The sequence below is a fragment of the Curtobacterium sp. ISL-83 genome, assembly GCF_018613895.1.
Classification (GTDB): domain Bacteria; phylum Actinomycetota; class Actinomycetes; order Actinomycetales; family Microbacteriaceae; genus Curtobacterium.
The window spans coordinates 223,455-242,337 of record NZ_JAGGPH010000003.1 but is presented as its reverse complement, the minus strand read 5'-3'; the positions used below and the strand labels follow the sequence as shown (position 1 = coordinate 242,337).

Sequence of the window (18,883 nt, the reverse complement as noted above, 5' to 3'; positions counted from 1 at the left end):
TGGAAAAAGGAAGACTCCCGTCCCGTTCGGTACGCCCACGTCTCCCCAACGCGCATTTGACTCAACTCGCGCCGATCGTGGCGTAGTAGGTACCAATAGCACCGATAATCGCGCCAATCAGGGCGACCAGCCCATTTACTTTCCACTGGGCCAATGCGTCACGAAGTTTTTCACGAGACGATTCGCGGAATCGATGCCCAGTTCCGGAGCGGTGCACGCGTCTGCGCTGCCACCGGGACATGGCAACGCTTCCTACGCCAACGGATGCTGTGATGAGCGTGCCAAATACCAAGAGCGGCAGCGGCGGTGTCTCTGCGACGCAGACCCAAACCCAGGCCGCGACGATGACCACGAACAGGAAGATCGGCAAGCCGAGCGCCCATCTCCGCCATTGAGGGCGGGCGCGTCCTTCTCGGATCAAGAGCTGAGTTAGTTCCGTTGTAAGCTCGGCTGCTTCTGCAGCATCGAAGCCAACGCCCGCGTTGACGTACACGACTGGGGCCTGGTCCGCGCGGAAATCAATACGAGCACCCCCGCCAGTAACGGCCAGTCTCTTTCTCGCCATTCGCGAGAGCTTGACGACCTCGTTCATGGGCACGATTTCTGTCCGCTCTTCCGGTGTCCGAGCAGACAGCTCGACCGTGATCGGCTCAGCCGTAGACGGTAGAGGGGTGCTCGGCGACGGTCCAGCGTGGGCCGCAATATGCCGCGCATCTGCGTCCGCTAGGTGCCGCTTCAGCACGGCACATACTTCTGCCACAACCTCGATGTCGAACAGCATCGGTCTGATTTCAGCGACAACGCCGACCTGGTTCACCTTGGGTCCAAAGAGCAAGCTCACGTCTGGACCGTAACAGGACCGAGCGCTCCCCGCCGAGACGGGGGGCCCTTGATGGTCGGGCGGGTCAACGAGCACAGGCCACTCGTGCTCAGATGTCCCGCATATGAGGGCTTCTCGCGAACCGGCTCTCAACCTACAATCGGGGTCATGAAGACCGCATCTCTAGCGCTACCCGTCCTCGCGGTTCTCGTCCTCTCAGGGTGCGCCGTGAATGGGCACATCGGAGCCGAGTCGACTCCGACACCGACGGCTTTCGTAGCGAGCGGGACGATATCTGTTCCGATCGACATCAGCGCAACCATCGCGGCACAAGGCGGCGATGGAGCGACGTTGGGTGAGGCGTGCGTGTCTCGCGATGGCTACGACGACATCACGTCTGGCGCGCAGGTAGTCGTCTCGGACGCCTCAGATAAGAAGGTTGCGATCGGCGACCTCGGTGACGGTCTACTCGTCAAAGGGCCGACTGGCAGCACGAAGCTCTACGAGTCCCGATGCGAGTACCCGTTCCGCATCAAGGACGTCCCGTTAGGGTCCAAGATCTACTCGGTGCACGCCGGCAACGAAGCCCGCGGGGAACGGTCTTTCACTCGCGGTGACCTGACGGACGGCATCCAGCTCACCATCGGCTAGAAAAAGTCCCTTCGGCCCTCGCTTATTCCCCGATGGGGCCATCCAAATCTTGCGATTCCCAGGCGTTGAAAGCGAACGTCTTCGTAGCAGCCAGCTCTCCGTCGATCAATAGCTGCACCTCGTAGCTACCTACTTTGACAAACTCCGGTTCTAGATACATCCGCACGAGGGCAGGTATCCGCTCGCTTTTCTGATATTGATGCCCGCTCTGAATGACAGGCATTTGTGAATAGGAATTGCTCGCCAATATCGTTTCAGTTCCGGCCTGCTCGACGTGCTCCACTATTCGGGCTGTCACCTCGTGGTCGACGCCATCGTCCTCCGTCGTCCAATGGATTCTCGTGCACACGGCAAGGCGGAGCGTTACAGCCGTGCCATCGAAGTCCGGCAAGACATAACCCGCGAGCCCGAGTCCCCATGCACTTAACGTTGCGCCAGATTCATCATGCTCTGCCCCAGCCGCGAGAAACATGAACTCGACTCGGCCATCGTAAACATCATCGAATCGCACGCCACTCTCGGAAAAAAGCCACTCCGATATGTGAGAGACTTCCAGCGCATTTGCCGCGGTCGCTAGCATCAGCACCTCTGAATGAATTGGGGCCACCGGAAGAGGACGAACGCCATTCAACCGGAGAAACGTTTGGCTGATCACCCAGGCGGTTCGCTTGTTGCCGTCTTCAAAATACTGCGTGGTTGCGAAACCGTGGAGGAGCGCCGCAGCCTTATCCCAGAGAGTCGGGAAGAACTCACCATCGATATGACCAGAGAAGGGCCGAGCAAGAATCCCTCGGACCCCTCCCTCGTCAGTCATCGCCCCGCCGCCGACTTGCAACGCAATCTGGCGCGCAGCCTCGAGGCTGATCCTTCGAGTTGTCACGCCAGTCGGCGCAGAAGCTCCGCATCCTCACGGATGATGAGCGACGCGAGCTTCATGACTTCCTCGTCCGGAGCTTGTCCGTCCAGCTGGACGTCCGCCTGCTTCGGTTCGGCTCTGGTGGACTGCATGGGCACACGGTACCCGTACATGCTGGGTTGTACTAGGGCAGGACGGCGCAACCAGCCAGACAGAAGGATGCCCCTCAGGTAGCTACACCAGTGCAAGGCCGGCCTCAACGAGCGTCGCGATCCGCTCCATCCCCGCCTCGTTGGGGTGTCGCAGGTCGCCCATGTAGCCGAGGCTGTTCCAGTTCACCCACGTGCCCGCTTCCTGGTTCATGTCGATGAACGGGTAGGAGGTGGCGTATCGGGTGCGGATCGCGTACTGCTGCTGCAGGGCCGCTTCGGACAGGATCTGGCAGGGGACGGATGACATGTCGATGAAGTCAGCGCCGGCCGATGCTGCGGCAGCTGCAAGCACGCCGATGTTCTGGACGACGCTCTTCGCGGTGTAGCCGCCGACAGCGTCGTTCGCGCCGAGCAGGCAGATGACGAGGTTGGGTTGGTACGCCTGAATCATCGCCGCGCTGAAGATGCCGACGCCGTTCGCCCAGGTGAGCGAGTTCGTTGACGGAGCGCCCGCGTTCGCGACCCGGATGCGCTTGCTGGTCGACAGCCACGGTTCGACGAACAGGATCGCGCCCGTCCCGACTGCGGTGATCTTCAGAGTGTGTGCCGTCGATGCAGTCGTGCTCGCGATGCTGATCTTCCCGATCGACGTCGTACCCGTCGTGTCGAACGTGGACGCGGTTTCGCTATCGATCTGCAGGGTGATGCTGGTCGCGCCGCTGCCGCGCACGAAGTAGACGTCGAACGTGTCAGCAGTGATGAAGGGGTCCGCGTACTGCAGAGCACCCGCAGGACTGTTGTACTGCCATCCCTGCGCGCCGAAGCCGTAGAGGATTCCAGACGGCCATCCTGTTCCTGCCGTGTAGCGGGGGTTGTCGCCAGCACTGAGGCCGGGGGTAGTTCCACCATCCTGTGCGGCCAGGCCACGCGTGACGAGGCGTTGCGCGACCTTGTGGGACCAGGACTGCTGCAGACTCCCTGAGGGGTATCCGAACGCGGTGGAGTCGCCGATGACGAGCACCTTGCAGTTCCCAGTTCCAGCAGCGACTGCTGCGCGCGCAGCAGTCCACTTCGACAGGTGAGTGCTGTCGAACCGTGTGTAGAGCGCCGTGCCGTTGATCGGCGCAGAGGGTACGGCGAGCACTTCGATGCTCCCCGGTCCCCACGTGGTCCCCGAGTCCACCTGAATGGACACGGATGTGCTCGCTCCGACTGTGTTCGTCTCGGGGTTGCGCGCGCCGAGCACGTAGCTGTAGGTCTGCCCCCCGACGAGTCCGGAAAACAGCGTCTTGACATTCGCAGGGATCAGCCGCAGCTGGTCCGCCATCTTTGACGCCTGATCCTTGGTCAGACCGAACGTCTGAGCAGCCTGGATGTACGCATCCCGCGTGTTCTGCATCTTCGCTGCAGCATCAGCCTGCGTGCCACCGTTCTCTGCAATAGCAGCAGTCGCAGCAATACCATCCGAGGCGATCTGACGGAGGGCTGCAGCGTTCGCGCGGCCCTTTTCGGAGTTCAGGTCGATAGAGCCTGTGTTCTTGTCGATCTGAACGCCATTGTCCTTCAGTGCCTGAGTCGCGTCATCGATCGCAGCCTGGAAATCAGATTCAGTCTGCTCCACCGAAAGCTGCGTCGAACCGAAACTGCGGATGCTATCCGCGAGGGCACTGATATCCTCACTCGCCTGCGCAGCGACACCCGACAACTGTGCCAGCTGTTCCTTCTGCTTCTGCGTCGACTCCGCCGCGAGCTGAGCGGCAAGCTTCCCCTTACCCTGCGCCAAGTTCAGGAGCTCCGTTTCGGAGAGGGTCTTGCCCTGAGCGCCGGCCAGCTCGGTCAGCTGCGCCTTGTACGGGTCCATCTGGTCAAGCAGCCGCTTCGCAGTGTCACGGCCGCCACCCATCTCCGCGACTAGACGGCTGAAGCCCTTCGTCGCAGAACCGATGTCACTCTCCGCGGTTGTGGAGAGCACCGTACCCATCTGCTTGAACTGGGCAGCGAACCGGGTCGCCGTGTCAGACATGCCTGTCTGGGCCACGTTGTCGAACATCTTCCCCGCAGCAACGTTCACCGGCCCCATGCCCTCGGTGAGACTGTCGAGAGCCTGCTTGGCGTTCGTGACCTTCGTGCCGATCATGTCGAACATGCCGCCGCCGCCAGTGAACTGCTGGTCCAACGACTTCTTGTTCGAAGCAGTCATCGATGCGTTCAGCTTCGCGATCTGCGTATCCGTCAGCTGCGCTTCCTTCCCAAGCCCCGCGACAGCTGCGGTCACTGCATAGAGCCCGAGAGCGATTGCGCCGCCAGCAGCAAAGCCCTTCACGAGCTTGCCTGCCGAGAGCTGCATCTGCTGCATCGCCAAGCGAGCCGCAGCGATCTTCGGAACGATCGACAGGAAGCCGCCACCAGCAAGAGCAGTGGCCGCAACGACAGCAGTCAGGCCGAGTGCAGTCGCCTGCACCCCGGACGGTGCGTCTCCGAACGCCTTCGCAAGCGAGGTGACGTTCTGCGTCACCGAACGAAGGACGTCGTTCGACGCGGAACCAGACTTGATCAGATCCGTCTGCAGCGCCGCACCGAGCTTCTTGACGTCACCGTTTAGGTTGTCCGTCTTGCCAGCCGCCTGCTGAGCCGCGAACCCGGCAGCATCGACAGACGAGATCCACTTCTCGTTCCCGCTCGCGCCATCCTTGTACAGAATGTTCGCCGCACGGATCGCGTCAGAACCGAAGATGATACCCAGAGCAGCATCACGAGACGCCGCATCCACACCCTTAAACCCGGACTGCAGCTCGCCAGCAAGGCCAGCGATACCAACAAAGTCGCCCTTCGCGTCGTACGCACTGATGTGGTACTGCTTCATCGCCTCAGCAGCCTGCTTCGACGGCGTAGCCAACTGCAGGAACATCTGCTTCAGCGACGTACCAGCATCGGAACCCATCAGGCCGGCAGATGCGAACTCAGCGAGCGTACCCACCGTCTGATCCACCGACAGGCCGAACTGCGCCGCCACCAGACCGGACTGCTTCAGCGCATCGCCGAGCTCCTTAACGCCACCAAGAGACTTGTCCGCACCCGCCGCCAGCAGGTCAGCAACGTGCGGGATGTCCTTACCCGACAGGCCGAACTGCGTCATCGCCGTCGCAGCGATCTCCGTCGCCTGAGCTACGTCGATCTGGCCAGCAGCAGCAAGGTCGAGCGCACCCTTCAGTGCGCCACCCATGATGTCCTTGACGCCGATACCCGCCTTGACGAGCTCCGTTTCAGCCTCAGCCACCTGAGTCGCCGAGAACCCGATGCCCTGACCCATCGTCAGAGCTGCGTTCCGCAGCGTGTCCATCTCAGACGCCGTAGCGTGCGAGAGGGACTGCACCTGAGACATCTGCGCGTCGAAGTCAGCGAACGACTTCACCGCGATAGCGACAGCAGCAGCCGCAGCGAGGCCGACTGTGGTGATCCCAGCGCCGACCTTCTCGAACGCTTGGCCCTGCTTCTCGAGCTTCTGCGCCGCAGTCGACGTCTGCTCAGTAGCCTTACGGACCTTCTCCATGCCAGCCATGTAGTCCGCGGTGATCGCGCGGATTGTTACTCGTACTGTTCTATCGGCCAAAACTCTTCTCCTTGGCTAAGGAGAAATCAGGCACGCCAAGCAGCCCACCTACCCGGGCATGCACGATCTCTCGTTCACGCCCGGGTGTTCCCGGCGGGCTACGTTGCTACTTCATCGGCCGAACCCGGCCTTTTTTCGAGTGGGGAGAGAAGGGTCCACGCCCCGGAGGTCCGGCAGCGATCCGGACGGGACCCCTCCTGCCAGGGGTTTCGGTGTGCCCGTCAGGCCGTCGCGGTGCTCTTGCTGGCCGCGATTGCTCGGATGGATACGTCGTCAAGATTGGCGAACTCATCGGGCTTCGGCAGGTGGAAGATCCACATGGCAGTCGGGTCGACTCGGTTGGCGAACCGCACATCCCATAGCTCACTGATCGCCGCGTCCAACGAGGGATTGTCCTCAATGTACTCGTTGATGAGATCCACGTTTCGGTTGTCGAATGCTGCAAGGAGGATGGCCTTGCCAAGGATGCTGTCACCGCTCAGCTTCGCGGTCTTGTACATCGAGGTAAGCAGCTCGCCGGCACGTGGGTTGGTGGGCTCAATGCTGCTGACCCGATCGAGTGCGTCGCGGTAAGACACGACGTCGGCCGTTGGTGCGTTGACCGGAAGGCCGAACACCGTGCGCTCGAGGGTTGCTGCGCGTGCGGCTCCGTTGCCGGTCTGCTCGTCCGCGAGAGCGTCGAGGCTGGCAGAGGTGTCGACGTACAGTTTCGCGATGGCAGCGCGCTTACCATCGCCGCTGAGGGTGCGATTACCGCGGATGTTGTTCATGTCTGCGTTGTACTTGTTGCGGATAGTGTCCGCCTGGGTCTGCTGTTCCGTGGTCATGGCCGCTCCTGTTCGTGGGCTGCTTTGTAGTTCTCAAGGTCGATGACAGATATGCGCCAACGTCCGTCGACTTTCTCTGCGGGGATGCGCTGTTGTGCGCATGCAACCCGGATTGCTCGTTCACCGATGTGAAGGTAAGCGGCCGCTTGCGTGCTGCTCATCCACAAAGATCGTCTCGCACTTTCCCGCTCGGGTTCTTGAGCTTTTCCGGTTGCGGTAGTTCTCCAAGCAAGAGCCGCACGGTGAAGCGCGTCGAGCGCCTGGTATGTCGAGTAGTCACTTCCGCGTGCGGCAATTCGCAGGTCTTTGATGTCAGGGAATACGCGCTCGATTAGGCGCGCAACCCTGCCGGGGATGACGGCAACTGGTCCGTCATCCCCCAGCAGGTAACTCATCAGCGGTCCTCGTTGAATGCGAGGATGACTTCCTTCATCTTCTGCGCGACACCGCGAACGTCGTACTCATTTCCTTGCAGCACGTCGAGTGCTGGTTTCAGGAACGTGACGGCCAGGTTGAGGATCGCCGCATGAAGGAGATCGGTGGTGTCGTGATCCCCATCGGGGCCAGCGGTCACCGCTAGGTGCGTACTCACAACGTCCAGGATCTCGTCGTTGGTGGTGGCTGCTGCGAGTTCAACCGCCATGATGAACCCGGCGACCGCATCGATGATTCGGTCAGCGTGCGTACCCTCGTCGAACGCTTGGTTGTGCCACGCGTGCTCGAGCTGGTTGGCGAAGTCTTCCGCCCAGGTGGTGGTGTCCATGTCGTGTCTGTCACATTCCGTGTGTGAGCCCGAAGGCTGGGTGATTGAGCCGCGGGCACGTGTCGTCGTGTTCGAGGGTCACGTGCGCGATGCCGGGGCCGCTGATGTCGATGACTACTGCGGCTGAGCAGTCAGGGCAGGCGACGGTGATCGGGTTAATGCCGCACCCACTTCCAACGCCCCTAGGGGCGTGTGGAAAGTGTTGAGAGCGTGGGAATGAGACTCTGTTCCCACACTTTCCACACTTCCAAGGGGGGTGTAGAGCCCTCGTGTCGGCTTAGCCAAGCGACCCTGATCGAAGGCACGCCCCAAGTAAGTGCCGGCCATCTTCTCGTCCATAGAAAGCTGCGCAGCGACGTCGGCTGCTCGAACGCCATCTGGGTGAGCGGACACGAGCTCGATCACTTCCGTCATTCGGTCGCTTAGCCCTGCGGTGGTCCGTGACAGCTGGGCAGACGCAGCAGCATCCTTCAGCGACCGACCGATGATGGACCAAGCCCCGTTGTCGGCGAGCGTCATGCCGTACTCGCCCTCGCGAGCGTCCCGGGAGGTGACCTGCAGGGTTGCGCCCTGATCCTTCCGATCACGTCGGAGCACACAGATCGTGTCCGCTGCGCCCGCGATGCCCTGGGTGCCACTCACGGCGTCCAGGAAGTCCTCGCCACCAGCCTTTCTCGTGTGGTGCACCACAATCAGGCTTGACCCTGGAACGGCGTCACACGCCTTCTTGAGTGCTCCCATGAACTGGTAGTCGGCCGCGTACTGCGTCTGCGTGCTCCCGGTGCTGGGAAGCACCTTTCCGAGCGTGTCGAGGACGACCACCGCGTCCTGGTGCGACTGGAAGTAGTTCGCGACGGTGGTAACGATGTCTTGCTCGAGGTCGACTTGGAACTGAAGTAGCGGGGACCAGAACTCCGGCGCTAGCGAGCGCATGCGCTGCTGCAGGCGGCGCTGCCCATCCTCGAGTGCAAGGTAGAGCACGGGGCGGGGCGATCCGGTTGGGATCGATCCGAATGCCTTGTCACCGAGGCTGACGGCGATGCTCAGACCAAGCACCATCCACGACTTGCCGATTTTCGGCGCAGCAACGAGCAAGGTCAGTCCCTCGGGAATGAGTTCGGGAACGACGTACTGCACGGGCGGGAACTTCTGAGTTTCGAGCCACCGGGCATCGAATCTGCTGTTGGGTACGGTCATTTGGTCTCCTGTCCGGAGTAGATCTGGGCGCGGATCTCAGCCGCTCGTTTGGCTGCGGCTTCAGCGCCGCGATGCTTGAGCGCCTCAAGCGAGGCGTTGAGTGAGTCCTGATCGCGGGAAGGTGGACGTCGAACGAGCTCGGCGTACAGACGGTCCGCCTCCGCGTTCGCGTGGTCGAGTTCGGGCTGAAGCGATGCCCTGCCCTGCTCGAACGCGAACACGTGCAGCTCCCGCAGGGCTGGCGAGAGCTGCGCAAACTCCACGAAGCCGGCAGCAAGGTCCGTGGCAAGCTGATGTAGATAGCGCTCGGCATGGGGCGTGAGTCGAATTTGAGCCGGGTACGAGAAAGCCCCCTCGCCCTCGTTCTGTTGAGGGGTCGGGGGCTTCCTGGTGCCGGAATGGCTCACGGCCACTCGGGCGGCTCCGGTCGCTCGGCATCCTGTGCGGCTTCGAGCAGGCAGATTGCAAGCCGGCGCGACTCATCGGGCGTCAGCGTTGTCAGCGCCCCACTTGCGTGGACCTGTACGCCGCTCGCCTCGCTCAGAACCTCGATGTGCCCCGATGACGTCCTCACCACGCCCATCAGGCAGCCACCTGCTGCAGCGTCGGAGCGAGAAGCGGAATGGCTAGCGGTTGCGCCTTGCGGTCCACCACACGGGCCACGATCGCGTGCGCAAGCCGAAGCGCATCCGAGGGCGTCAGAACGATGGCGTATCCGTCACTGAACTGGCTTGGTTGAGCGTCGATGACAACTTCGGCCATCCCCTGCGAGGTGTACTCGAGGCTCACGAGCTGGATGACATCCGACATCAGGCGTCACCTTCGACCCGCTCGAACTTCGCGGTGATGAGGCCTTCCCACGGGTCCATCGAGTAGCCAACGAGCTTGTACAGTCCGACGTACGTCATGACGAATTCGTTCGGTCGGCTGCTGATCTGGTCTTCGGGAAAGTCGCCCCACTGGAAGCCGGGAGTGGTCGTGAGCTGGTACTCGGTGGGTGTCAGGTGCCCCCAAGTCGTGGCGTCGGGCATCGCTACGACCTGCTCGGCATTGTCCTCGTAGGTCCGGTGCTCGGTGATCACCCTGTACAGGTTGTTCGGGTCGGGGTGCTTCCACTGCTTGTGGTGCCATCCCTTGATTTGGAGTGCTGGCGTACCCACCCGGGTCGCGACGTCGACCCCCGAAGGGGCGCTTGCGGGGATGTCAGTAGGGCGTGAGATGATCGTGTTGTTGAGAGACAATGTCTTCGTCCTTCGGTTTCGTGATGGTTACTTGTTGGACTCGGCCCCGGGTGTTGGCGCACCTGGGGCCTTCTTCTTGAGCCGGGCGCGAACGCTCCGACCGCTTCTGCTGTGCTTGACCTCGGCTTGGCGTCCGAGGAATCGCATCAGTTCAAGAGCGAGGCGTGGATCAAGCAGGACCGAGATCGGCTGCTTGTCGTCACGCCAGGGACCGACCAGCTTCCAGTCGGCGTGTGGCGACCAATCAGCCCCGATCAGGATGTTCCTGACGGCTTCTTCGCCGGTTGGGTCGCCGTAGGCAGGGGGCGCGAGGCTGTCGTCGATCGCGCGATCTGGGAGGTTCAGGAGGCCTCCTTCTCGAATGCCGCTTCGACCCACGCGTTGACATCGGCCTCCTTGAAGAACCGACGCCCCCCGAGGAGTGCAGATCGAGGCGCTGTGCCCCTGTGGATCATGTAGCGGAGCGCCGCTGGTGAGCGGCGGATTCGTTCGGCCGTCTCCTCCAGTGTCAGGAGGACGATCAGTGCTTCCATCGTTCGAAGATCCTTCCGGTTGCGTCTGTGCAACGTTGTGGCTGTGAGAGCAAGCATAGCGGAAGTTGTGCTCTATGCAATAGCGTTGTCATGTGGACAACGACGAACTGACCGCGGACCAGCTCTTTGGTCGCGCGGTCCTTGAATCACGCCAAGCACGCGAGATCTCCCAGCGCGCCTTCGCCGAGCTGCTCACCGAAGCAGGGATGCCGGTGGATGCTTCCGCTGTCTCCCGCATCGAGAAGGGCACCCGGTCCGTCCGGTTGACGGAGGCGCTGACGATCGCGCAGGTGTTGAACCTGGACTTGAGCGACCTGGTACAAGACACTCAAACGCCGGAACAGATCTTCGCGCGGCAGCGCCGCTTCGTAGACATCACCCTCCAAGCGTTCGAAGAAGCAGGTCTCGCCGCTGCTCACGCACTCGCTGATATCCACTACCAGGTGCAGAACGAGCCGAGGGTCCTCGAAGCTGCCCGGGACGAGCGCTTCGATCAGCCGCGCGATGCGGACTCCTACCTGCGATGGGTGGCCGCGCGGTGGCGTGCGAACACGGAGGTTGAAGGTCCGGAGCTCGTCCTGACAACAAAGGCTGGTGCGGAACTGATGCGCAACGTGCTTCATGCCGTCGCCGACGGCGTCGTCGATGCACTAGACGAGGATGATGATGACGAGCATTAGGCAGCGCCCGAACGGCACTTGGAGAGCCCGCTACCGGGACGACGAAGGCAAAGAGCACTCGAGGCACTTCAAGCTGAAGCGTGACGGACAGGCATGGCTTGATCAGGTGGCGTCGTCGGTCATCACTGGGACCTACGTGGACCCGAAGACGGCCAAGGTGACTCTGCGGTCGTACTACGACGACTGGTCAGCCCGGCAGCTGTGGGCGACGTCGACACGGTCGAACTTCGACACGATGCTGAAGGACTGCAGCTTCGCCGACACCGAGCTCGGCCGAATCCGCCGATCACACGTTGAGTCGTGGGTGAAGTCGATGGAGGCCCGATACGCCCCGGGCACAGTCCGGACCAGGATCGGCAACCTCCGGACTGTGCTCCGAGCAGCGATCATGGATCGGCTTCTTTCGTCAGATCCGTCACTGGGGGTCCGACTCCCCCGGCTGCGGCGTGCGCAGGCGGCGATGAGGATTCCGTCTCCGGAGCAGGTCGGGGACCTGTTCGACGCAGCGGAGGACTGGTTCAAGCCATTCGTCGCGCTCGCTGCGTTCGCCGGGCTACGGCTCGGCGAGGTGGCCGGCGTGCAGGTCGGCGACGTGCACTTCCTCAAGCGGACGCTGCAGGTCACGCGCCAGGTGCAGAACGAGCCGGGGAAGCTGGTGGTAAAGCCGCCGAAGCACGGCAGCGAGCGGCCTGTCCCCCTGCCCGATGAGTTGGTGGAGCTCCTGTCGGCACACGTCTCGACCGTCGGCGTGCACGGTGACGAAGGCTGGCTGATGCCTGGTCGACCACCGAACCCTGACTCGTTGAGCTGGCACTTCAACAAGACGATCGAGCGCGCCGGCATCTCCGGCCTCACCCCTCACGACCTGAGGCACTACTACGCGTCCGGCCTCATCGCGAACGGAGCCGACGTCGTCACGGTGCAGCGCGCGCTCGGGCACGCGAACGCCTCAACAACGCTGAGCACCTACAGCCACCTGTGGGCCGACGCCGAGGACCGCACACGAGCGGCGGCCGCGAACCTCATGCGCTCGTCGCACCGTTCTGCGGACTCTCTGCGGACTGATCGGGCCAACTGACCCCGCGATCCGCGCTAACTCAGGGGTACTCGCCCTTGATGACGAAGAACGAGCCGCGGATGGTCCCGGCGAGCTTCGACTTCTGGCGCGCGAACTTGAACTTTTCCGCCAACTCCGTGGGGATCTCCATGCCGTCGGAGAGCTTGAAGCCGACAGCCCGCTTGCCGCCCGGCTCGAGCGCGTAGAGCACGTTGATCGACAGGCCGGATTCGTAGAACACGTAGGTCCAGCGAACACCCCCGACCTCGAACTGCGTCGCTTCGAGCGCTGGAGATGCGATCACGATGTCGCGCTCCTGCAGGACCCGGGCGACGTACTCGACCAGCTCCGGCACCTCGGACGCGGGCTCCGTCGTGAAGACGTGGTCGTACTTGTTCTTGAAGTAGCGGGCTTCGTTGGCACGCAGACCGGCGAGGGCCTCGACCACCGGCGACGACTCGAGACCGACGGTGGACACGTTCACGAAGTCGACGGGGTACGACATGGGGCCTCCTGGGGCACTGGGCTGCGGACCAACCTAGCGCGGGGCCGTACTGGTCCGGGTTGTGTTCGGCACACCGACAGTGCGCTTTGGCCCGAGTGCAATGGTGGTGCTCGAGGGTCGTCTGCAGCTCGCTCGCCGTGAAACGTGCCCATGGCACCCTCGCCGGAGGCTGCTTCCGCTTGCATCGCTTTGTCCGAGGAGGAAGCGGAAGCCTGGCCAGCTTGTTGCCGCAGGTCGTCGGGTTGTGCGCCCGCCGATCCACCCCGGATCGACGTGGTGCGAAGTGCCGTGCGCGGTCGCCCGCTTGTGGGAGTTCTGCGGACGAGGTCGTCAGTCCCGGCCCGAGCTCAGACCGCGCAGCACCCGCCTCGTCTTCTCGTGCTCGAGGACGATCGCGCTGATGACGATCCACAGCAGCAGGAAGAAGAACACCCTGCTTGCGCAGATCCCCGCGCCTGCCAAGAGAGCGCTCGAGCCGGTGAGCATGGCCACGTCGCCGTGGGCACGACTCGCGATGATGATTCCGATCGCAGCCAGTGCAGCCGCGGCGACGGCGAGGCAGATCCAGATGGCGAGCAGGGCGTTACGCCAACCGTTGTACATGATCGAAGCCTAGCGACGGCCGAACCGGAAGCTGAGGCCCTTGCCGAGCCGGACGGTGACTCGGCCGCGGCTGTTCAACGTAACAGGGCCGACCTTCTCGCTGAGGGACATGCCGTGCTTCGAAACGTTTGCAGTGACGCCGGGAGCGACCTTGCGCCGGCTGCGGAAGATGAGACCCATGCGTGCATCATCCACTCGGACGACGAAAACGCCCACCCCCGGTTGAGGGGCCGGGCGCGCGAACGTTCTCGACGTGGCCGGCGCCGGAGTTCAGCAGCATCCTGAAAGCCGCTGGATCCCAGTCTCCATGGGGCCGTCAGTTGTTGAAGCCGACCTCCACCACCGTCAGCAACGGAACCACATGCCTCCGCAGGCTCACGTTGTTCCGGCCGAGTGGTCCCGCGGACCCTCCGGTGTTGCCAGACCTCGCCGGAAGTCTGAGTCCTGATCATGACGCTCAACCAGCCACGGCAGCAAAGGATCGGCCACTCCGCCCCGGAACGTCATGTCATCGAGAGACGCGATGACGTCGATCACCGATCGAGGGCCGAACTGACCGACGAGTCTCTTGGCCTTGCCCCGCACGTTGTTCGGCGTGGGCCCCGCATCGATGATCGAGTGGTGCCAGAGCCGGCTGTGGTGGGCGCAGCGGTTACGGAGGTACACGAGCGCCCTCACGCGGTACGCGAAGCCTGCCTTGGCAATCCCGATGCTCGACGCGACGGAATCCGCGAGAGATCCGTGGCTCCCTCGCTCGATAGCTTTCGACAGTGTCCCGAAAGACCAGGCCTCCACAGCAGACCACACCGGCAGTTTGCTGTATCGTGCGCGTTTGCCGTCATCATGCCGGTAGCGCAGGATGTGGCGATCCCTACTCCGGTCGATGTCGCGCAGACATGACTCGACGGTGGGCTCACGGTCCCCGACGTCGGTGTAGAAGTCTTCTTCGAGGTAGCGGACGTACGCACCGTGCTCGTCGGATATGGCTCGGGCGGCGTGCGAACGAAGCATGAGCTCGACCTGGGCAAGCGGCCGGACGAGGGCGATGCGCAGCGCTTCGTCCGCGTCGTAGACAGCGCGGATCTGCTCGAAGGTGATGTCCGACCGGAATTCGTCATCACCGAGGTGCGGGGCTCTCTGGAAGTACCTGGCGTAGCCGGAAAACCGGTAGTAGTTCGACCCCGCCAGGAACCGCGCGCAGTCCGACTCATCCGCGACGGTGAGACCCCGGCTGACCATGAGGGCGACTTGCTCATCCCACGACAGGCTCGGCTTCACGGGGCACCTCGAAACGAAAAGGCCCCTCCCATTTGAGCATCGCTGAGAGGCTTGGGAGGGGGTCGATTGGTATCAGCCTAGCCGATGGAACCGACAGTCAGAGACGAGTCGGCGGCCTCTAGTTGTTGAAGCGGAACTCCACCACGTCGCCGTCCTGCATCACGTAGTCCTTGCCCTCGATGCGGGCCTTGCCATGCGCACGGGCCTCGGCGATCGAGCCGGCTTCCATCAGGTCGGCGAATGAGATGACCTCGGCCTTGATGAAGCCCTTCTCGAAGTCGGTGTGGATCACGCCAGCAGCCTGGGGAGCCTTCCACCCCTTGCCGATCGTCCACGCGCGGGACTCCTTCGGGCCGGCCGTCAGGTAGGTCTGCAGCCCGAGGGTGTCGAACCCGATGCGCGCGAGCTGGTCGAGCCCAGACTCGGTCTGACCGGTGGACTCGAGCAGCTCCTGCGCGTCCTCCGGGTCGAGGTCGATCAGCTCGGACTCGACCTGCGCGTCCAAGAACACGGCCTTCGCGGGAGCGACGAGCGCGGCCAGCTCGGCCTTGCGGGCCTCGTCGGTGAGGATCGCCTCGTCGACGTTGAAGACGAAGATGAAGGGCTTCGCGGTGAGGAGCCCGAGTTCCCTGATCGGCTCGAGGTCGATCGTGGTCGCGGAGAGCAGCGTGCCCTTCTCGAGCTCCGCCTTCACCTCGCGGGCGGTCTCGAGCACGATCGGCTCGGCCTGCTTGAGCTTGACCGTCTTCTCGTACCGCGGGAGCGCCTTGTCGACGGTCTCCAGGTCGGCGAGGATCAGCTCGGTGTTGATGACCTCGAGGTCGTCCTTCGGGGAGACCTTGTTCGCCACGTGGACGACGTCGTCGTCGGTGAAGCCCCGGACCACCTGCGCGATCGCGTCGGCCTCACGGATGTTCGCGAGGAACTTGTTGCCGAGGCCCTCGCCCTCGCTCGCACCCTTGACGATGCCGGCGATGTCGACGAACGACACCGGCGCAGGCACGGTCTTCTCCGAGTGGAAGAGCTCCGCGAGCTGGTCCAAGCGCGGGTCGGGCAGGTTGACCACGCCTACGTTCGGTTCGATAGTCGCGAACGGGTAGTTCGCGGCGAGGACCTGGTTCTTCGTCAGGGCGTTGAACAGGGTCGACTTGCCGACGTTCGGGAGACCGACGATTCCGATGGTGAGAGCCACGGGAGGACAGCCTACCGGCGGCCGCCTGTCGGGGCCGACCCGTGCCTCCAGTCCGGCTGCGTCAGTAGCCGGCCCACTTCTCGATGGCCGCGCGGACGACCGCTGCGGTCACCGCGTTCCAGAGTGCGGTGAGCGTCACCGCGATGACACCGGCTGCGCCGAGCAGGGCGACGGCGAGGCCGACGGCACGGCGCGCCGTGCGCGGCGGAGCCTCCACCGGATCGGCGGCCGCCAGCAGGTCGTCCATGTCGCGGTCTTCCCCCATGCCGCGAGGATACGGCGAGCGGCGGTCAGCGGACCAGCGCGGTGATCCGCGCATCCACGAGGTCGAGGATCTCGGACTGGAGGCGCTGGGAGCGCCGCCAGTCGCCTGGAACCTCGAGCGCGTGGTCGGCCCCAGCGATTGTGACGAGGCGAGCGTTCGTCGTCGCGGTCCGTGACGGCTCCCACAGCGCATCAGCGCCCCCACCCACTGCGACCGATCCGTCCCCTGCAGTGAGCAACGCACCGAGGACCTCCGGACGGGTCAGGACCGGGGTCAGCCAGACCCCGTCGATGCCGTTCCGCACCGCCCACGGCAGCGCGAAGCACCCGAACGACTTTGCGACGACGAGGTCGGGCGTTCGGCCACCGAGCGCATCCGTCACCGCGTCCTCGACGAAGGCGACGGGGTCGGCCCGGGCGAGCTCGTCCACGGTCCAGTCCGGAGCGATGACCTCGGCGCGGTGCTGGTCCGCGATGGAGCGCGTCCACCACAGGAGCGGTGCCTGCTGTCCGTACCCGGCGCCTTGGAGCACCAGGACGAGAGGACGGCACGCGGAAGGGGTCATGGAGGCACCGTAACGATCGGACGGCGCAACGCCGACCCCAACCACGGGGGATGTCGGAACCCCGTGCGACGATCGGACGCGTGCCGTTGAACTTCACCGCGATCGACTTCGAGACCGCGAACAGCTCGCCCGCCAGCGCCTGCTCCGTCGGGCTGGTCAAGGTCCGCGCCGGCCGGGTCGTCGACCGGGCCTCGTGGTTCATCCGACCGCCGCACGGCCACGACGCGTTCCTCGAGTGGAACACGCGCATCCACGGCATCGTCGCCGAGGACGTCCTCCACGCGAAGGGATGGGCCGAGCAGTACGCCGACATCGTCGCCTTCGCCGAGGGAGACGTCCTGGTGGCGCACAACGCCCGGTTCGACATGGGGGTGATCGCGGGCGGCTGCTCCGCGACGGGCACTGCGCTGGCCGAGCACCACTCGATGTGCTCGCTGGCGGTGGCCCGCAAGACGTACACGCTCGACTCGTACCGCCTGCCGAGCGCCGCATCGGCGGCCGGGTTCGAGGGGTTCCAGCACCACGACGCCGCTGCGGACGCCGAGGCCTGCGCGGCGATCGTCGTGCACGCTGCCGGGCACCACGGGGCCGACACGGTGGAGGCCCTCGGGGCGGCGACCCGCGTCACCATCGCGCCGGTGCGCCCCCGGGACGAGGCACCACGCACTGCCGACCAGCCCCGTCCGGCGCGCCAGCCGCGGCTGTCGAACCGCCCGATGGCGCTGACGTTCGACCGTCCGGCGGGCTGACGCCGGGCACTCCGCTCTGCGCGGCGGAGCCCCGGGCCGCCGACCGCCCGGTGGTATTGTCACGACAATCCCTGTCCGGCGTCGTTGCCGGCCCGCACTGCTGAAGGACCGCGATGACCAACGATGGCCAGCTGCCGTCCGACCTGTTCATGGACCTGGACCGGTCGGGTCCCATGCCGCTCTACTTCCAGGTAGCCTCGCGCATCGAGGAATCGATCCGGTCCGGAGCCATGCCGCCGGGAGCGAGGCTCGAGAACGAGATCGCACTCGGTGAGCGACTCGGGCTGTCGCGCCCCACGATCCGGCGCGCGATCCAAGACCTCGTCGACAAGGGCCTGCTGGTTCGCCGTCGCGGGATCGGCACGCAGGTCGTGCACGGGCCGGTGACCCGCAAGGTCGAGCTGACGAGCCTGTACGACGACCTCGCGCAGGGGTCGCAGCAGCCGGCGACGAAGCTCCTGGAACGCAGCGAGGTCCCCGCCTCCGACGTGGTGGCCGAGGCGCTCGGCGTGGAGCCCGGGACGACCGTCGTGCACATCCGGCGCGTGCGCTTCGCCGCGGACGTCCCGATGGCGATCCTCGAGAACTTCCTGCCGCCGGAGTTCCTCGAGATCACCGACGACGACCTGCAGGCGCACGGGCTCTACCAGCTGCTCCGCTCCCGCGGGGTGACGATGCGGGTGGCGAAGCAGCGGATCGGCGCCCGCGCGGTGACGGACGACGAGGCCACGTTGCTCGAGATCGAGGACGGCGACCCCGTGCTGACGATGAGCCGCACGGCGTACGACGCGTCGGGGCGGGCCGTCGAGTACGGCGTGCACTGCTACCGGCCGGACCGCTACTCGTTCGAGGTCACGCTCGTCGACAAGTAGGCGGAACGGCCTCCCGGCCGCGCCGCCCGCGGACTACGCGGCGGACGGGACGCCGAGCTCGCCCGTGACGTACTGCGCCCGGCCGAAGCCGAACGACCAGTCCTGCGGGCCGTTCTCGACGTAGCCGATGAAGACGTCCTCGCCGGCCACACCGATCGCCGCGAGGGAGTCGTGGATCGCCGCGTACAACGCCGTCTTCGCGTCGTCGCTCCGCCCCCGCTGCGTGAACACCTGGATCATCACCACGCCGTCCGTGCGCTCGAACCCGAGACCGGCGTCCTGGGCGATGATCTGCTGCGCCGGGTGCTCGGTGACGATCTGGAACCGGTCGCGTTCCGGGATGCCGTACTGGTCGACGATGGCGGTGTGGATCGCGTCGGCGATCGCACGGACCTGCTCGGGCGTGCGCCCGGTGGTGAGGTCGATACGGACGAGCGGCATGGTGCCTCCTGGCTGCGTTTGGACTT

At 64.4% G+C, this 18,883-nt stretch carries 25 protein-coding genes; 5 read left to right on the top strand and 20 right to left on the bottom strand.

The window, feature by feature from the left end:
* Positions 1 to 61: 61 nt before the first annotated feature.
* On the bottom strand, positions 62 to 841 hold the full coding sequence (locus J7E22_RS02615; protein ID WP_214978561.1) for a hypothetical protein: 780 nt from the start codon (positions 839 to 841) through the stop codon (positions 62 to 64).
* Positions 842 to 988: 147 nt separating this feature from the next.
* Here J7E22_RS02615 and J7E22_RS02610 point away from each other — a divergent pair, with 147 nt between their 5' ends.
* Positions 989 to 1,471, top strand: a complete 483-nt coding sequence (locus J7E22_RS02610) for a hypothetical protein (protein ID WP_214978559.1) — start codon at positions 989 to 991, stop codon at positions 1,469 to 1,471.
* Between the two features lie 22 nt (positions 1,472 to 1,493).
* Here J7E22_RS02610 and J7E22_RS02605 read toward each other — a convergent pair whose 3' ends face one another.
* The 11 genes from J7E22_RS02605 to J7E22_RS02560 form a co-directional block, all read right to left on the bottom strand.
* A complete protein-coding gene (locus J7E22_RS02605) occupies positions 1,494 to 2,285 on the bottom strand; it encodes a type II toxin-antitoxin system death-on-curing family toxin (protein ID WP_214978557.1) in 792 nt (263 codons plus the stop codon).
* Between the two features lie 62 nt (positions 2,286 to 2,347).
* Entirely contained in the window at positions 2,348 to 2,479 is a 132-nt protein-coding gene (locus J7E22_RS17830; RefSeq protein ID WP_285439818.1) for a hypothetical protein, read from the bottom strand.
* Positions 2,480 to 2,561: 82 nt separating this feature from the next.
* Positions 2,562 to 6,029 (bottom strand): phage tail tape measure protein, encoded by a 3,468-nt coding sequence (locus J7E22_RS02600; RefSeq protein WP_214978556.1) that lies wholly within the window; start codon positions 6,027 to 6,029, stop codon positions 2,562 to 2,564.
* Between the two features lie 281 nt (positions 6,030 to 6,310).
* Positions 6,311 to 6,916: a hypothetical protein gene (locus J7E22_RS02595; RefSeq protein WP_214978554.1), complete on the bottom strand. Its 606-nt coding sequence runs from the start codon at positions 6,914 to 6,916 to the stop codon at positions 6,311 to 6,313.
* The gene (locus tag J7E22_RS02590; RefSeq protein WP_214978552.1) at positions 6,913 to 7,311 is read right to left on the bottom strand and encodes a helix-turn-helix domain-containing protein; all 399 of its coding nucleotides are present in this window, start codon (positions 7,309 to 7,311) and stop codon (positions 6,913 to 6,915) included. The genes J7E22_RS02595 and J7E22_RS02590 overlap by 4 nt, the downstream gene beginning before the upstream one ends.
* Positions 7,311 to 7,679 (bottom strand): hypothetical protein, encoded by a 369-nt coding sequence (locus J7E22_RS02585; protein WP_214978550.1) that lies wholly within the window; start codon positions 7,677 to 7,679, stop codon positions 7,311 to 7,313. Before J7E22_RS02585 ends, J7E22_RS02590 begins: the two co-directional genes overlap by 1 nt.
* 114 nt (positions 7,680 to 7,793) lie before the next feature.
* Positions 7,794 to 8,876, bottom strand: coding sequence for an AAA family ATPase (locus tag J7E22_RS02580; RefSeq protein ID WP_214978548.1), 1,083 nt, complete (start codon positions 8,874 to 8,876; stop codon positions 7,794 to 7,796).
* A complete protein-coding gene (locus J7E22_RS02575; protein ID WP_214978546.1) occupies positions 8,873 to 9,283 on the bottom strand; it encodes a hypothetical protein in 411 nt (136 codons plus the stop codon). Before J7E22_RS02575 ends, J7E22_RS02580 begins: the two co-directional genes overlap by 4 nt.
* 175 nt (positions 9,284 to 9,458) lie before the next feature.
* A complete protein-coding gene (locus J7E22_RS02570) occupies positions 9,459 to 9,686 on the bottom strand; it encodes a hypothetical protein (RefSeq protein ID WP_214978544.1) in 228 nt (75 codons plus the stop codon).
* On the bottom strand, positions 9,686 to 10,036 hold the full coding sequence (locus J7E22_RS02565) for a hypothetical protein (protein ID WP_214978542.1): 351 nt from the start codon (positions 10,034 to 10,036) through the stop codon (positions 9,686 to 9,688). The genes J7E22_RS02570 and J7E22_RS02565 overlap by 1 nt, the downstream gene beginning before the upstream one ends.
* Before the next feature lie 422 nt (positions 10,037 to 10,458).
* On the bottom strand, positions 10,459 to 10,650 hold the full coding sequence (locus J7E22_RS02560; RefSeq protein WP_251008599.1) for an AlpA family transcriptional regulator: 192 nt from the start codon (positions 10,648 to 10,650) through the stop codon (positions 10,459 to 10,461).
* Between the two features lie 92 nt (positions 10,651 to 10,742).
* Here J7E22_RS02560 and J7E22_RS02555 point away from each other — a divergent pair, with 92 nt between their 5' ends.
* Both J7E22_RS02555 and J7E22_RS02550 read left to right on the top strand, forming a co-directional pair.
* Complete coding sequence (locus J7E22_RS02555; RefSeq protein WP_214978540.1) at positions 10,743 to 11,330, top strand: helix-turn-helix domain-containing protein; 588 nt, start codon at positions 10,743 to 10,745, stop codon at positions 11,328 to 11,330.
* A 460-nt stretch (positions 11,331 to 11,790) separates the two neighbouring features.
* A complete protein-coding gene (locus J7E22_RS02550; protein ID WP_251008598.1) occupies positions 11,791 to 12,408 on the top strand; it encodes a site-specific integrase in 618 nt (205 codons plus the stop codon).
* Positions 12,409 to 12,427: 19 nt separating this feature from the next.
* On the opposite strand, the gene J7E22_RS02545 is transcribed toward J7E22_RS02550, so the two are convergent.
* The 7 genes from J7E22_RS02545 to J7E22_RS02515 form a co-directional block, all read right to left on the bottom strand.
* Positions 12,428 to 12,892, bottom strand: coding sequence for a phage tail protein (locus J7E22_RS02545; RefSeq protein WP_214978538.1), 465 nt, complete (start codon positions 12,890 to 12,892; stop codon positions 12,428 to 12,430).
* A 330-nt stretch (positions 12,893 to 13,222) separates the two neighbouring features.
* Positions 13,223 to 13,495, bottom strand: a complete 273-nt coding sequence (locus tag J7E22_RS02540) for a hypothetical protein (protein WP_214978536.1) — start codon at positions 13,493 to 13,495, stop codon at positions 13,223 to 13,225.
* Between the two features lie 9 nt (positions 13,496 to 13,504).
* Positions 13,505 to 13,675 carry a DUF4236 domain-containing protein gene (locus J7E22_RS02535; protein ID WP_214978535.1) on the bottom strand — a complete coding sequence of 57 codons (171 nt, stop codon included), beginning with the start codon at positions 13,673 to 13,675 and terminating at the stop codon, positions 13,505 to 13,507.
* Positions 13,676 to 13,870: 195 nt separating this feature from the next.
* The gene (locus tag J7E22_RS02530; RefSeq protein ID WP_214978533.1) at positions 13,871 to 14,773 is read right to left on the bottom strand and encodes an Abi family protein; all 903 of its coding nucleotides are present in this window, start codon (positions 14,771 to 14,773) and stop codon (positions 13,871 to 13,873) included.
* A gap of 118 nt (positions 14,774 to 14,891) precedes the next feature.
* On the bottom strand, positions 14,892 to 15,965 hold the full coding sequence (ychF, locus tag J7E22_RS02525) for a redox-regulated ATPase YchF (RefSeq protein ID WP_214978531.1): 1,074 nt from the start codon (positions 15,963 to 15,965) through the stop codon (positions 14,892 to 14,894).
* A gap of 61 nt (positions 15,966 to 16,026) precedes the next feature.
* On the bottom strand, positions 16,027 to 16,230 hold the full coding sequence (locus J7E22_RS02520) for a hypothetical protein (RefSeq protein ID WP_214978529.1): 204 nt from the start codon (positions 16,228 to 16,230) through the stop codon (positions 16,027 to 16,029).
* A gap of 25 nt (positions 16,231 to 16,255) precedes the next feature.
* On the bottom strand, positions 16,256 to 16,795 hold the full coding sequence (locus J7E22_RS02515; RefSeq protein WP_214978527.1) for a hypothetical protein: 540 nt from the start codon (positions 16,793 to 16,795) through the stop codon (positions 16,256 to 16,258).
* Positions 16,796 to 16,845: 50 nt separating this feature from the next.
* On the opposite strand from J7E22_RS02515, the gene J7E22_RS02510 reads away from it, so the two are divergent.
* On the top strand, positions 16,846 to 17,544 hold the full coding sequence (locus J7E22_RS02510; RefSeq protein ID WP_251008597.1) for an exonuclease domain-containing protein: 699 nt from the start codon (positions 16,846 to 16,848) through the stop codon (positions 17,542 to 17,544).
* Positions 17,545 to 17,657: 113 nt separating this feature from the next.
* Entirely contained in the window at positions 17,658 to 18,416 is a 759-nt protein-coding gene (locus tag J7E22_RS02505) for a GntR family transcriptional regulator (RefSeq protein WP_214978525.1), read from the top strand.
* 33 nt (positions 18,417 to 18,449) lie between these two features.
* Here the strand turns inward: J7E22_RS02505 and J7E22_RS02500 are convergent, their stop codons facing one another.
* Positions 18,450 to 18,857 carry a tautomerase family protein gene (locus J7E22_RS02500; RefSeq protein WP_214978523.1) on the bottom strand — a complete coding sequence of 136 codons (408 nt, stop codon included), beginning with the start codon at positions 18,855 to 18,857 and terminating at the stop codon, positions 18,450 to 18,452.
* Positions 18,858 to 18,883: the final 26 nt, after the last annotated feature.

Coding starts and splice junctions, on each gene's coding strand:
- J7E22_RS02610 (WP_214978559.1), top strand. CDS start 989: ATGAAGACCGCATCTCTAGCGCTACCCGTCCTCGCGGTTCTCGTCCTC.
- J7E22_RS02605 (WP_214978557.1), bottom strand. CDS start 2,285: ATGACTGACGAGGGAGGGGTCCGAGGGATTCTTGCTCGGCCCTTCTCT.
- J7E22_RS17830 (WP_285439818.1), bottom strand. CDS start 2,479: ATGCAGTCCACCAGAGCCGAACCGAAGCAGGCGGACGTCCAGCTGGAC.
- J7E22_RS02600 (WP_214978556.1), bottom strand. CDS start 6,029: ATGGAGAAGGTCCGTAAGGCTACTGAGCAGACGTCGACTGCGGCGCAG.
- J7E22_RS02595 (WP_214978554.1), bottom strand. CDS start 6,916: ATGACCACGGAACAGCAGACCCAGGCGGACACTATCCGCAACAAGTAC.
- J7E22_RS02590 (WP_214978552.1), bottom strand. CDS start 7,311: ATGAGTTACCTGCTGGGGGATGACGGACCAGTTGCCGTCATCCCCGGC.
- J7E22_RS02585 (WP_214978550.1), bottom strand. CDS start 7,679: ATGGACACCACCACCTGGGCGGAAGACTTCGCCAACCAGCTCGAGCAC.
- J7E22_RS02580 (WP_214978548.1), bottom strand. CDS start 8,876: ATGACCGTACCCAACAGCAGATTCGATGCCCGGTGGCTCGAAACTCAG.
- J7E22_RS02570 (WP_214978544.1), bottom strand. CDS start 9,686: ATGTCGGATGTCATCCAGCTCGTGAGCCTCGAGTACACCTCGCAGGGG.
- J7E22_RS02560 (WP_251008599.1), bottom strand. CDS start 10,650: ATGGAAGCACTGATCGTCCTCCTGACACTGGAGGAGACGGCCGAACGA.
- J7E22_RS02550 (WP_251008598.1), top strand. CDS start 11,791: ATGAGGATTCCGTCTCCGGAGCAGGTCGGGGACCTGTTCGACGCAGCG.
- J7E22_RS02545 (WP_214978538.1), bottom strand. CDS start 12,892: ATGTCGTACCCCGTCGACTTCGTGAACGTGTCCACCGTCGGTCTCGAG.
- J7E22_RS02540 (WP_214978536.1), bottom strand. CDS start 13,495: ATGTACAACGGTTGGCGTAACGCCCTGCTCGCCATCTGGATCTGCCTC.
- J7E22_RS02535 (WP_214978535.1), bottom strand. CDS start 13,675: ATGGGTCTCATCTTCCGCAGCCGGCGCAAGGTCGCTCCCGGCGTCACT.
- J7E22_RS02520 (WP_214978529.1), bottom strand. CDS start 16,230: ATGGGGGAAGACCGCGACATGGACGACCTGCTGGCGGCCGCCGATCCG.
- J7E22_RS02515 (WP_214978527.1), bottom strand. CDS start 16,795: ATGACCCCTTCCGCGTGCCGTCCTCTCGTCCTGGTGCTCCAAGGCGCC.
- J7E22_RS02510 (WP_251008597.1), top strand. CDS start 16,846: ATGTCGGAACCCCGTGCGACGATCGGACGCGTGCCGTTGAACTTCACC.
- J7E22_RS02505 (WP_214978525.1), top strand. CDS start 17,658: ATGACCAACGATGGCCAGCTGCCGTCCGACCTGTTCATGGACCTGGAC.
- J7E22_RS02500 (WP_214978523.1), bottom strand. CDS start 18,857: ATGCCGCTCGTCCGTATCGACCTCACCACCGGGCGCACGCCCGAGCAG.